Annotated in this window: 11 protein-coding genes and 1 tRNA gene; 8 read left to right on the top strand and 4 right to left on the bottom strand. The window is 33.7% G+C overall.

The features are described from left to right. Positions 1 to 81: 81 nt before the first annotated feature. Both B3C16_RS12270 and B3C16_RS12265 read right to left on the bottom strand, forming a co-directional pair. Complete coding sequence (locus tag B3C16_RS12270) at positions 82 to 795, bottom strand: DUF4290 domain-containing protein (protein WP_291132427.1); 714 nt, start codon at positions 793 to 795, stop codon at positions 82 to 84. After that, on the bottom strand, positions 795 to 1,079 hold the full coding sequence (locus tag B3C16_RS12265) for a DUF493 family protein (protein WP_121314908.1): 285 nt from the start codon (positions 1,077 to 1,079) through the stop codon (positions 795 to 797). Before B3C16_RS12265 ends, B3C16_RS12270 begins: the two co-directional genes overlap by 1 nt. 283 nt (positions 1,080 to 1,362) lie before the next feature. Between B3C16_RS12265 and B3C16_RS12260 the strand changes: the two genes are divergently transcribed. The 5 genes from B3C16_RS12260 (at position 1,363) to B3C16_RS12240 (ending at position 5,960) form a co-directional block, all read left to right on the top strand. Next, positions 1,363 to 1,899 carry an AAA family ATPase gene (locus tag B3C16_RS12260; protein WP_121314909.1) on the top strand — a complete coding sequence of 179 codons (537 nt, stop codon included), beginning with the start codon at positions 1,363 to 1,365 and terminating at the stop codon, positions 1,897 to 1,899. Between the two features lie 88 nt (positions 1,900 to 1,987). Continuing rightward, positions 1,988 to 3,880, top strand: coding sequence for a RecQ family ATP-dependent DNA helicase (locus tag B3C16_RS12255; protein ID WP_291132081.1), 1,893 nt, complete (start codon positions 1,988 to 1,990; stop codon positions 3,878 to 3,880). A 2-nt stretch (positions 3,881 to 3,882) separates the two neighbouring features. Beyond that, the gene (gene fmt, locus B3C16_RS12250) at positions 3,883 to 4,830 is read left to right on the top strand and encodes a methionyl-tRNA formyltransferase (RefSeq protein ID WP_121314910.1); all 948 of its coding nucleotides are present in this window, start codon (positions 3,883 to 3,885) and stop codon (positions 4,828 to 4,830) included. Between the two features lie 175 nt (positions 4,831 to 5,005). Then, complete coding sequence (locus B3C16_RS12245) at positions 5,006 to 5,278, top strand: HU family DNA-binding protein (protein ID WP_121314922.1); 273 nt, start codon at positions 5,006 to 5,008, stop codon at positions 5,276 to 5,278. Between the two features lie 121 nt (positions 5,279 to 5,399). Next, positions 5,400 to 5,960: a YqgE/AlgH family protein gene (locus B3C16_RS12240; RefSeq protein ID WP_121314911.1), complete on the top strand. Its 561-nt coding sequence runs from the start codon at positions 5,400 to 5,402 to the stop codon at positions 5,958 to 5,960. Here the strand turns inward: B3C16_RS12240 and B3C16_RS12235 are convergent. Together B3C16_RS12235 and B3C16_RS12230 are read right to left on the bottom strand one after the other, a co-directional pair. Next, positions 5,957 to 6,793 carry an aminotransferase class IV gene (locus tag B3C16_RS12235; RefSeq protein WP_291132077.1) on the bottom strand — a complete coding sequence of 279 codons (837 nt, stop codon included), beginning with the start codon at positions 6,791 to 6,793 and terminating at the stop codon, positions 5,957 to 5,959. The two genes, B3C16_RS12240 and B3C16_RS12235, sit on opposite strands and share 4 nt — an antisense overlap. Positions 6,794 to 6,843: 50 nt before the next feature. After that, on the bottom strand, positions 6,844 to 7,236 hold the full coding sequence (locus B3C16_RS12230; protein ID WP_121314913.1) for an START-like domain-containing protein: 393 nt from the start codon (positions 7,234 to 7,236) through the stop codon (positions 6,844 to 6,846). Between the two features lie 143 nt (positions 7,237 to 7,379). On the opposite strand from B3C16_RS12230, the gene B3C16_RS12225 reads away from it, so the two are divergent. The 3 genes from B3C16_RS12225 to B3C16_RS12215 all read left to right on the top strand — a co-directional run. After that, positions 7,380 to 7,453 (top strand) — tRNA-Met (locus B3C16_RS12225). A 53-nt stretch (positions 7,454 to 7,506) separates the two neighbouring features. Then, positions 7,507 to 8,928 (top strand): tyrosine-type recombinase/integrase, encoded by a 1,422-nt coding sequence (locus B3C16_RS12220; protein ID WP_291132074.1) that lies wholly within the window; start codon positions 7,507 to 7,509, stop codon positions 8,926 to 8,928. Positions 8,929 to 9,537: 609 nt separating this feature from the next. After that, positions 9,538 to 12,647, top strand: a 3,110-nt coding sequence (locus B3C16_RS12215) for a DUF7149 domain-containing protein (protein ID WP_291132072.1), incomplete at its 3' end; no start/stop codon positions are given.

Here is a 12,647-nt window from a genome sequence, read left to right as displayed (position 1 = left end):
ATGTGTTTTTAAGGTTCTGAGGTCATGAGGCTCTGTGGTTCTGAGGCCTTAGTACCTTAGAACCTTAGTGCCTCAGCACCTTTATTTCTGATTGTTATTATTTTTCTTCGGGAACGGTTTCTTCCCGTTATTATTACTCTTAATCTTTGCGCTTTGAGGCGGCATATTTTTGTTCGACATTTTCTTATTGGTACGCATCAAATCACTGGTATTCAATAATTCTTCAGAGCTCTGCAATAAATTTAAAGTACCTTCGGACAATTCATATAAATGCTCAAAAATCACGGTATCGGTTACCGTGTCTTTGTTCCAACTCAAATAAGATTTCTTCATATGGTTGGCAATGACTTTTACCAACGCATTTTTCATTTCGCCTTCTTCCCAACTGTTGGCCACATCAATCATGTATTTGATGTTGTTGCCATAAAAACGATACTTCGGATTTTTTTGCGGGTAAGGCAAACGTTCCGGTTTCAGATGAATTACATCTTTGGTCGGAATAGGATACGGAGAATCAACATCCAATCTGAAATCGGACATGATAAAAATCTGATCCCACAATTTATGCTGAAAATCGGGCACATCACGCAAGTGCGGATTCAAACTTCCCATTACCTGAATAATGTATTTGGCTGCTTTGTTGCGCTCTTCCCTATCTGCAATTACAGTGGCTTGGTCAATCAATTTTTGCAAATGACGACCATATTCCGGAATAATCAAATGCGTTCTCTCGGCATTGTACTCCAAATGGTGAACGACATCATTGGCATTCTCTTTTATATATTTCTCCGCCATCATAATGAAATTATTCCTTCTATATTAGAAACTTCAATGTATTTCTCGACAACGCTTTCCGGACTTTCCATCATCACGTTTACAGAAAGACTGGTGTATTTTCCCGTTTTAGATTGGGTAGTTTGGATTACGGCGCCCAAATTATCAAAAGCATTTTCGACTTCTTCAATCTTTTTAGGGTCTGTTGGCACAATAAATTTATACAAATATTCAGTCGGCCATGTTGAAGTATTGTTCAACTCTTCTCGCAATCGGGTATAAAATTCTTCGGTTTTCTTATCCATTAATCAAAAAATAAAAGCAAATATACAGTATTGATTTCAGATTTTGGAGAAGAATTCCATCGGTTTTATTTATTTTTTTGACTTGTGCCGATCTTAATCAGTAGCGAAAGGTTCGGGTTGGTTTACAAGCCGTTTTCCTGCTGTCCGCTTTTACACGGTAACCGCTCCCATCAGGGCTAAAAAGGAAACTAATCGCACTTTTGGCCACGACCGAAATAAAAACCAAAATCCCTTTCGGTATTCTAATTTGTTTCAATAAATTTGCCCCTTATTGCTAAAAATTTTGAAAAAGGAACTCATAGTCATAACCGGCGGTCCGGGCACCGGAAAAACCACAATCATCGATGCACTTATCGAACAAGGTTACGCGTGTTTCCCTGAGATTTCAAGACAAGTAACTTTAGAAGCCAAAAAACAGGGCATCGAACAATTGTTTCTTGAAAAACCTTTACTCTTCAGCGAATTATTACTCGAAGGCAGAAGAAAACAACACCAACAAGCTACGGAAGACGTGGCCGATTTGGTTTTCCTCGACCGAGGAATTCCCGATATTTTAGCTTACATGCATTACATCGGCGACAGTTATCCGGCTTTTTTTGACCATGCTTGCAGAGAACATCAATACGCCAAAATTTTTGTACTTCCGCCTTGGGAAGAAATCTACGAAAGTGACGAAGCGCGTTATGAAAACTTTGAGCAAGCCAAACTCATCTTCGACCATTTGATAGAAACCTATGAAAAATATGGTTATGAACTCATTCAAGTTCCTTGCGGAACCGTGGAAGAACGCATCCAATATATCTTAAGTCAGCTTGCATAAATACATTTTTTGTATAACAGCACTCCAATTCTTTTTTATACATTTGAATTAGTTTGTAATTCACCATTCACAATTGACCATTCACAATTTGAATTCAGCCCTAGAAATCCTAACCAAGTATTGGAAACACGATGCTTTTCGGAAACCACAGGAAGCTATCATCGCTTCGGTTTTGGAAGGCAAAGATACTTTTGCCTTGATGCCAACCGGTGGCGGAAAATCGATTTGTTTTCAGGTTCCGGGCATGATGAAGGAAGGCATTTGCTTGGTGATTTCTCCGCTGATTGCGCTGATGCGTGACCAAGTACAGAATTTACAAAACAAAGGCATAAAAGCCATCGCTTTAACCGGTGGCATTCATTCCGATGAGATAATCGATTTATTAGACAATTGCCAGTTTGGCAATTACAAATTCCTATACCTTTCTCCTGAACGTTTGCAAAACGACTGGATTTTGGAACGCATTAAAAATCTTCCTGTAAATCTTATCGCGATTGACGAAGCACATTGTGTTTCACAATGGGGACATGATTTTCGACCGGCATATTTGAAGATTGTACAACTTAAAGAATACTTTCCGAAAGTGCCTTTTTTGGCTTTGACTGCTTCGGCTACGCCAAGAGTGAAGGAAGATATTATGGTGCAATTAAAACTCGATAATCCTCAGATTTTCACGAAGTCATTTTACCGAGATAACATTGCTTATATGGTTTTTGAAACCGAGGACAAGTTGCATTTACTGCAACAAATTCTCCAAAAAAATCCGCAACCGTCTATTATTTATGTAACCAATAGAAAGTCGTGCAATGAAACCGTTCATCAATTGGAAAGCCTTGGTTTTACTGCCACTTTTTATCATGGCGGTTTGTCATCCAAAGACAAAGAAAAGCACATGCAACTTTGGATGAACGAAAAAGTTCAGGTGATGGTCGCTACCAATGCTTTCGGAATGGGAATTGACAAAGCGAATGTTAAGACTATTATTCATCTGCATTTGCCACAAAATCTAGAGAATTACTACCAAGAATCCGGACGCGCCGGACGTAACGGCGATAAAGCTTTTGCCGTTTTATTAAACAATCCATCCGATATTTTACACGCTGAAGCGCAATTTATCAGCGTTTTACCGGATAAAAAATTCTTGAATTTGGTTTTTACTAAATTATGCAATTATTTCCAAATCGCTTATGGCGAAGGTATTGACGAACAATTTAGTTTCAACCTGAATCACTTTTGCACCAAATATAGTTTTCCAACTTTAAAAACCTATAATGCTTTGCAGTTCTTAGACCGACAAGGTATAATCACTTTATCACAAGAATTCTCAGAGAAAATCACGTTGCAATTTATCATTCCGTCCAAAGAAGTGATTCGGTATATGAGTCTGAATCCGAATGACGAAGAAATTCTCTTAACGATGTTGCGCACTTATCCCGGCATTTATGACATGCAAACTGCTTTCAACTTACAATTGATTGCCAAAAAATCTAATCATACTGAGAACGAAGTGCTTTCGCTTTTGCAAAAATTAAAAGAGAAAAACATCATCGAAATGATGGCTAAAAGCAATGACGCGACGATTACTTTGAATGAAATTCGAGAAGATGAACGTACCATTAACCGAGTTTCTAAATATTTGGAAGCACAGAACAAGTTAAAAACAGAACAGTTGCAAGCGGTTCTACAGTATAGTAAAGACACCAAATCGTGCAAGAATAAAGTATTGATGCAGTATTTTGGTGAAAGCCTCGCTGCAGATTGTGGTATTTGCTCCTATTGTATTTCGAAAAATAGAAAGAAGCAAAACCCGGAAACCGTTTCCGATAAAATTGTTGAATTATTAAAAATACAAGATTTCAATTCGAGAGACATTCAAAAGTTGACCAAACTTCCGAAAGACGATGTTATCTTTGCGTTGCAGAAGTTGCTGGAAGACGAAACCATCAGCATCAATTCGAATAATTTATATTCCTTAAAATAAGCATGGAAAAATTACGCATCGTTTTTATGGGAACTCCAGAATTTGCCGTCGGCATTTTGGACACCATTATCAAAAATAATCACGAAGTTGTTGGTGTCATTACCGCAACTGACAAACCTGCCGGTCGAGGCCAAAAGCTGAAATATTCAGCGGTGAAAGAATATGCATTGGAACACAACCTAAGATTATTACAACCATCGAATTTAAAAGACGAAACTTTTTTGGCCGAATTACAAAGTTTAAATGCCAATTTACAAGTGGTTGTGGCTTTCAGAATGTTGCCTGAGGTTGTTTGGCGCATGCCAAAACTAGGAACCTTTAATCTTCATGCTTCGCTTTTGCCAAACTATCGTGGAGCTGCACCAATCAATTGGGCAATCATTAATGGTGAAACCAAAACCGGTGTGACTACTTTTTTTATTGATGATAAAATTGATACCGGCGCGATGATATTGAGCAAAGAAACAGCAATAAGTTCGGAAGAAAACGCAGGCGAATTACATGACCGATTAATGGAATTAGGCAGCAACGCAGTTGTCGAGACTTTGACTTTAATAGAAAAAGGAAAGGTGGAGACAACTATTCAAATAGATAATTCTGAAATCAAAACCGCTTATAAACTCAATCGTGAAAACTGCAAAGTAGATTGGAACAAATCAGTCAATGAAATTCATAATTTAATTCGAGGTTTATCGCCTTATCCATCAGCTTGGTGTTTTTTTAAAGACAACGGAGAAGAATGGAATGTAAAACTTTATGATGCCAAAATAATATCTGAAGCACATTCCTTTAATGTTGGTCAAATCATCACTACCAAAAAAGAAATCAAAGTCGCTGTAAAAGATGGTTATATCCAAATACTAAGTTTACAATTGCCCGGAAAGAAAAAAATGCAGGCTCACGAACTATTAAATGGTGTTACATTTTCTGAAAGAGCGCAAGCAGAATAAGGTCTCAAGGCGTTTTGACTCAAAATAATCGACGAAACGCTTGGGTTTATCAACAAATGACCGAAGTTATCAACAAATTTTTGAAAAAAACCCGAAAACGCTTGCACGGTAAGGAATTCCTATTAAATTTGTTATCATTAACAGAATGTTTAACCAACAATTAATAACTAACATTATGAACAAATCAGAATTAATCGATGCAATTGCAGCTGACGCTGGAATCACAAAAGCTGCTGCAAAACTAGCTTTAGAATCATTTTTAGGAAATGTAGGTGGTACTTTGAAAAAAGGTGGAAGAGTATCTTTAGTAGGATTCGGTTCTTGGTCAGTATCTAAAAGAGCTGCAAGAGACGGAAGAAATCCTCAAACAGGAAAAACTATCAAAATCGCTGCTAAAAATGTAGTTAAATTCAAAGCTGGTGCTGAATTAGACGGAGCAGTAAACTAATAAATTAGTTCTTCTGATATACAAAAACCATCTCAATCAATCGAGATGGTTTTTTTGTTTTTAACAAATTCTTTTGGTTATCTAATTTTTTTTTCCCAACTTTAATAAAAATTAGCTGAGAATGATTTCGGAAAAATTACAAAAAGGTCAATTGTTAATAGCTGAGCCATCTATTATAGGTGATTTATCTTTTAACAGATCTGTAATTTTATTAGCCGACCACAATGAAGAAGGTTCGGTTGGATTCATTTTAAACAAACCTTTGAAATATACCATCAAAGACTTACTTCCGGAGATTAATGCCAAATTTAAAATTTATAACGGCGGTCCGGTGGAACAAGACAATTTATACTTTATCCATAATGTTCCTCATTTGATTCCGAATAGTATTGAGATTTCCAATGGTATTTTTTGGGGTGGTGATTTTGAGTTGACCAAAGATTTAATCAACAACGGATTACTAAAAAAGAAAAATATTCGCTTCTTTCTTGGTTACACCGGTTGGGATTCTGAACAATTAGAAACTGAAATGCAGTCGAGTTCGTGGATTTTAACCAAGAATATTTATGAAAATAAAATCTTAGGCAAAGCTTCTGTTCATTTTTGGAAAGAAAAAATCATCGAATTGGGCGGAGAATACTTAATTTGGTCCAACGCTCCCGAAAACCCTATCTTAAACTAAACTAATATCGCTTGATTTAGTTTAACCAACAATGCATTAGACAATTTAGTTTCAAATTCTTTTTTGCGGTACTTTGTTATCGGTTGGATACCAACAATCACATTTGTTATGAATAATTCATCAGCTTTTTGTAAATCAAAAGGCGAAATTTCTTTTTCTATTACCTCAACATTTTCAATCTCTTTTGCCAATTTTAAGGTTTGTTTTCTCATGATACCATTCAAACATCCGTGTGAAATTGGCGGTGTAATCAATTGGTTATTCATCAGCATAAAAAGGTTTCCATTGGTTGCTTCTATAACATTTTTATCTTCATTGATTAACAAACAAGAATCCAATTGGTTTTCTTGGGCAAAAATACTAGCGGTGATTTGGATTATTTTATTGTTGGTTTTTAAGGTGGAAAGCAATTGCTTAGTAACAACAAAGTCTTTATATAAATCAACTTCAAATGATTCATTCTGTATTGAATATAACTTATTCTGCAATTCACTGGCTTGAATAACAAAGGAAACCGAATTGTCTAACGGCGAGTAATAACCGCCTTCATTTCTAAAAACTGTCAACCTGACACGAGCAGAATTTGAGATATTTTGTCGGCTTACCAAAGCTAAAATCTGGCTTTCCAGATATTCTAAAGTAAAAGACATTGGGATTTGCATTCTGATAATTCGCATGGACGCCAATAATCTGAAATAATGGTCTTCAAAAAATAATATTTTATTATCGACTACTTTTAAAGTTTCAAAAACGCCATCGCCGTAGAGGAATGAGCGATTAGAAAATGTTAATTGCAATTCAGAATCTAGGATATCACCGTTAAAATTTACCATAAAAAAAGTCCCGTTTTTTAGCGGGACAAATATACTGCAATAAAATTTATTTAAATCGAACCAATGACGTGTTTTAAGTCGGAAACCTGGTTTTCCCATAAAAGTTTTGACTCCTCCAATTCGTCTTCTATGGCGTAATCAACCACCATTAAAGAGACATCTTTTGTAATTTCATCTTCCAAGATTCTCAGTTCAAAATAATACTCTGTATCTTTTTTATTATCATCAACCCATTTAAACTTTACTTTCTCACCGGTTTTTTTGGAAGCAAGTCTGGCATTTTCCTCCGCACCATCCCAAATAAAAGTAAAAAATTCTCCTCTCGAATTTACATTATCAGCAAACCACTCCTGTAATCCTGAAGGAGTTGAGATATATTGATACAATAATTGAGGTGAAGAATTCAAAGGGAATTCAAGTTCGTAACGTATTTTATTATCCATGATTAGAACAAATTTTTTGGAAATATATAGAATATAAAATCAAAAAAAAAACGTTTTCGAAAATAAAAAAAATAACCATTATTAGTTTGCACCCATAAATTTTAATTTTATATTTGCACCCGCATTCAGGGAATGATTATAATGGCGAGGTAGCTCAGTCGGTTAGAGCGCAGGATTCATAACCCTGAGGTCGGGAGTTCAAATCTCCCTCTCGCTACAAAATTGAAAGCAAGAAAATCAACGGTTTAGGTACTCTAAACCGTTTTTTTTATGTCTAAAATATTTTTACATTTACAAAAAGTACACGATTTAGTACACGATTTAGAACACTATTCCCCAATTAATCACTCAAAAAACTTGTTGAAACAAAAAGACTTTACTGCTCCAAAAATCTTTACAGGCGGTGTAAACATTCTGCTATGGAATCAACTTAGTGAATCCGAAAAAGCAAAAGCATTATCTAAAAGTTGGTATATATATTATAGTTTTAGAGATGCTGAAACTGGCAAACTAAAGAGAATGCCGAACATTAAAGGCAATGTAAATAAGCTAAAAACTAAAAAAGAAAGGGTTGAATACTTGAATGCAATGTGTGTTGCGCTAGAATTTTTACTTGAAAAAGGCTTCAATCCTAACATAACCAATAATATTGAAGAGCTACTCAATAAAAAGCAATCCGAAGCTTCAAAAGGAAACAATACTAGCATTGCAATACCAAAAGAAAACATTGCAATACCTACTGAAACCATTGCAATTCCTAACAATACAATTGCAATACCTCAAGAAAATATTGCAATTCTCGAAACTCTAACAATTAAAGAAGCTTTTGAATTTGCCTTAAACTTAAAGAAGAGTACAATTAGAGATACCTCATATAAAAACTTTGAATTAAGAGTTAGAAAATTTAGAAAGTCTTTGGATGAAAACAAACCGATAACTTTCATAACCAAAAAGGTTATTAACGATTATCTTAATGACGTATTGGTTAATTCAAGTGCAAGGAACCGAAACAATACAAGAGCAGATTTAAGTTCATTATTTCAAGTTTTAGAAGACAATGAAATAATTGCAGATAACCTAGTCAAAAAAATAAATGTTTTAAAGTCCAATCCTGAAAGAAATAAGACTTACACCTCTGAAATGCAGAAAGACATTTATTCTTTTCTCGAAGAGAACGACAAGTTACTTTTATTATTCATAAAATTTGTGTCTTATAACTTTTTGAGACCAATCGAAGTTTGTGAATTGAGAATTAAAGACATTGATTTAGTCGGAAAAAGGATTTATTTAAGAACAAAAAACAAAGCAGTAAAAATCAAAATAATACCTGAAATTTTGCTGAATGATTTACCCGATTTATCGAATTTCGCCCCTGAAAGTTTTCTCTTCACTCCTACTGGCTTTGGTCAAGATTGGGTTACAGAACCAAACAATAAAAGAGACTACTTCTCAAAACGATTTAAAGAAGTTGTAAAAACACATTTCAACCTTAACAAAGATTACGGAATGTATAGTTTCAGACATACTTTCATCACTAAATTGTATCGAGAAATGCGAAAAACTAGCTCACAATTTGAAACTAAAAGTAAATTGATGCTTATCACTGGGCATTCTACAATGACTGCATTAGAGAAATATTTAAGAGACATTGATGCTGAACTTCCAGAGGATTATTCAAATTTATTAAAGTAGCCTTAGACATACTTGCAAGCTTGAAAACCATACTTGCAAGTATGGTTATATTTGAGATTCACTATTATTAATATTATAGTATTTTTTAGCGTTGCAATAGCGTTGGAGCGCACTGTTTTCAAGGGTTAGAGAATGTGTTTTTTTAATAATTTAGAAATTGCATTGTTAGCGTTGCAAAAGCGTTGCACTGCTATAGCAACGACAGTCTTTTTAGCGTTGTAAAGCGTTGATGCGCTTTTCAACGGTAGCGTTGCTTTTGCGTTGAAATAACGTTGAAGTGCTATGTCATGGCATTGCAAAACATATAATAAACTATTGCAAAAGGCATAGTCTAGCGTTGCAACGCAGAGCAACGATAAAGTTGAAATAGCGTTGATGTGCATTGATAAACGAATAAGCTCATTGTAATGGTGTTGTTGAGCGTTGCAGAGGTATTTGCAAATAGTTATATAACTACTTTGCAAATACGATTATAAATTAAAATAATATGTCAATTGGTTTTGCATTATTGCAATTCCTTTTAAATTTCATTACAATACTATTTCCTTTGTAAAACAATTATTGCAAAGCCGTTGATTTTTTTATATTTACAGAAACAAAACAATTGCAATGAATATTCAACTACTTGAACCACGAAAAGCATTAAACAAAGCATTTCTAAAAATCAAACCAAATAGAACTGGAATTGAATTATTCAAAATCAATTTAATTGCAATTTTAGACTCTATTAACGAAAAAGAAAGCGAAGAGTTTCACAAAAATCTTGTCATTGAGTTTTTAAAGAAAACTTATTATGACCCTAATAATTTTGTGAATACGAAAGGCAGAAACGATTTAGTAATTCATAATGGTAAAGAAGCTAAAACTAGCGTTGGGGTTATAATTGAAGTTAAAAGTCCATCTAATAAATCTGAAATGATTACCGTTGACAATCTCAACGGAAAAGCATTGCAAGAGTTAGTTTTATATTATATGCGTGAACGCATTACCCACAAAAACACCGATTTAAAACACCTTGTAATTTCAAACATACATGAATGGTTTGTTTTTGATGCACAGCTATTTAATAAGTTGTTTGCTGAAAACAAAACCTTTGTCAAACAGTTTATTGATTTTGAAGAAAAACGTTTATCAGGGAGTAAAACGGATTATTTTTACAACGATATTGCAAAACCATACATCGCAAGTTTGCAAGGCACTATTGAGTTTGCGCATTTCGATATTAGAAAGTATGACAAACCATTACGCAATAATGACAAAAATGACGACAAAACTCTAATTGCATTATTCAAATTACTTTCTCCGGAACATTTATTAAAGTTGTCTTTTGCAAATGATAGCAATTCATTAGACAAAAACTTTTACAATGAATTACTTCACATCATAGGCTTGACCGAAGTAAAAGATGGAGGTAAAAAACTAATAAAACGCCACGAAAAAGAAAATAGAAACGATGGTTCATTACTTGAAAATGCAATATTGCAACTAGAGAGTGAAGATAAACTAAACTATATCCCTAATTTAAAGCAATATGGAGAAAACAAAGACGAACAACTCTTCGCAATCGGATTAGAGCTAACAATTACATGGGTAAACAGAATTTTATTTCTAAAACTACTCGAAGCGCAATTAATATCATACCATAAAGGCAATAAAAGCTATTCATTTCTAAACGCAGATTCGATAAAAGATTATGATGTTTTAAACAACCTTTTCTTTAAAGTTTTAGCCAAAAAAACGGATGAACGTATTGATAGATTAGTAAAAGATTTTGAAAAAGTACCTTACTTAAATAGTTCGTTATTTGAACCAACTGAATTGGAAAGAATTGCATTGTCTATTAATCAATTAGAAGATAATATTTCTTTGCCATTATTACCTTCAACAGTTATAAAAGATGCAAATGGTAAAAAAGTAAGCGGAACTAAAAACGCATTGTATTATTTCTTTTCATTTCTTGATGCTTATGACTTTGCAAGTGAGGGGAGTGAAGAAATTCAAGAAGACAACAAAACATTAATCAATGCTTCAGTACTTGGGTTGATATTTGAAAAAATCAATGGTTACAAAGACGGTTCTTTCTTTACACCTAGTTTTATCACAATGTATATGTGTAAAGAAACTATCCGAAGAGCTGTTTTGCAAAAGTTTAATGAAGCCTTGCAATGGTCTTGCAATAACTTTTCTGAACTATACAACAACATAAAGGACAAAAAAGAAGCTAATGGTATTATTAATAGTTTAAAAATTTGTGACCCCGCAGTAGGTTCTGGGCATTTTTTAGTTTCGGCATTAAATGAAATCATTGCAATTAAACATGATTTAGGAATTTTAACCGATAGACAAGGAAAAACACTTCGGGATTATTCCATTGAGGTAGTTAATGATGAATTGATTATAACCGATGATGATGGAATTCCTTTTCAGTACAATATAACTAACAAAGAGAGCCAACGCATACAAGAAACATTGTTTCACGAAAAGCAAACCATTATTGAAAATTGCCTTTTTGGTGTAGATATTAATCCTAATTCTGTAAAAATTTGTCGTTTACGTTTGTGGATTGAATTACTCAAAAATGCCTACTACAAAACTGATAGTAATGAACTGGAAACATTACCTAATATTGACATCAATATAAAATGTGGTAACTCTTTAATTTCTCGTTTTAATTTGGATGCCGATTTAAAGCAAACTTTAAAAAAGAGTAGATTAACAATTCAGTCTTATAAAGATGCTGTGAGAACCTATCAAAATGCTGATAGCAAAGAGCAAAAAAGAGAAATGGAAGATTTGATTTCCAACATAAAAAACAATTTTAAAACTGAAATAAGCAGTAATAGCAAAGAAATAAAAGACCTTCAAAAAGCATCATTAGAATACAATAATAAATATGTTACTGAACAACTGTTTGAAGTAAAACTAACTAGCGCACAACTTAAAGACAAAAAAGAGTTAGAAGAAAACATTAAAAAATACCAAGCCACAATTGACGATATAAAAAACAATAAGATATACGAGAATGCTTTTGAATGGCGTTTCGAGTTTCCAGAGACATTGAATAATGATGGGGAATTTATTGGTTTTGATTTAATGATTGGTAATCCTCCATACATTCAATTACAAAAAATGGGGGTCGATGGTGCTTTTTTAGAAAAAATGAGCTTTGAAACCTACTCTAAATCAGGAGACATTTATAGCCTGTTTTATGAATTAGGATTCAACTTACTTCGGCAAAATGGAATATTAACATATATAACTTCAAATAAATGGATGCGAGCTGCCTATGGAGAAAGTCTTCGTAAGTATTTCGTTGAAAAATCCAGCCCTCTTTTACTTATCGATTTTGGAGGAGTTCAAGTATTCGATTCTGCCACAGTCGACACAAATATTTTAATTGGGAGTAAAACAAAATATGAAAGTGCAACAAACGCTTGCTTACTTAATAAAGATTTTAATTCTGATTTATTTGAAAATTTCATTATTGAAAATTCAGCTCCAACTTTTTTTAAAAATGAAAGTTGGGTTGTATTGTCTTCTGTTGAAAAAAGGATAAAAGAAAAAATGGAAAAAATCGGAACGCCTATAAAAGACTGGGACATACAAATTAACTATGGAATAAAAACAGGTTATAATGAAGCTTTTATTATCGATGGAAAGAAAAGAGATGAGCTAATAAAAGAAGATCCAAAAAGTGTCGAGATTATAAGACCGATTTT

Source organism: Flavobacterium sp. UBA7682, from assembly GCF_002482945.1.
Classification (GTDB): Bacteria; Bacteroidota; Bacteroidia; order Flavobacteriales; family Flavobacteriaceae; genus Flavobacterium.
Note: the sequence above shows the minus strand (reverse complement) of the source record. Positions and strands in the feature narration are given on the sequence as shown.

Bases quoted from the DNA above. Each gene is read 5' to 3' on its own strand.
- B3C16_RS12270 (WP_291132427.1), bottom strand. From the start codon at position 795: ATGGCGGAGAAATATATAAAAGAGAATGCCAATGATGTCGTTCACCAT.
- B3C16_RS12265 (WP_121314908.1), bottom strand. From the start codon at position 1,079: ATGGATAAGAAAACCGAAGAATTTTATACCCGATTGCGAGAAGAGTTG.
- fmt (WP_121314910.1), top strand. From the start codon at position 3,883: ATGGAAAAATTACGCATCGTTTTTATGGGAACTCCAGAATTTGCCGTC.
- B3C16_RS12245 (WP_121314922.1), top strand. From the start codon at position 5,006: ATGAACAAATCAGAATTAATCGATGCAATTGCAGCTGACGCTGGAATC.
- B3C16_RS12240 (WP_121314911.1), top strand. From the start codon at position 5,400: ATGATTTCGGAAAAATTACAAAAAGGTCAATTGTTAATAGCTGAGCCA.
- B3C16_RS12235 (WP_291132077.1), bottom strand. From the start codon at position 6,793: ATGGTAAATTTTAACGGTGATATCCTAGATTCTGAATTGCAATTAACA.
- B3C16_RS12230 (WP_121314913.1), bottom strand. From the start codon at position 7,236: ATGGATAATAAAATACGTTACGAACTTGAATTCCCTTTGAATTCTTCA.
- B3C16_RS12220 (WP_291132074.1), top strand. From the start codon at position 7,507: ATGTCTAAAATATTTTTACATTTACAAAAAGTACACGATTTAGTACAC.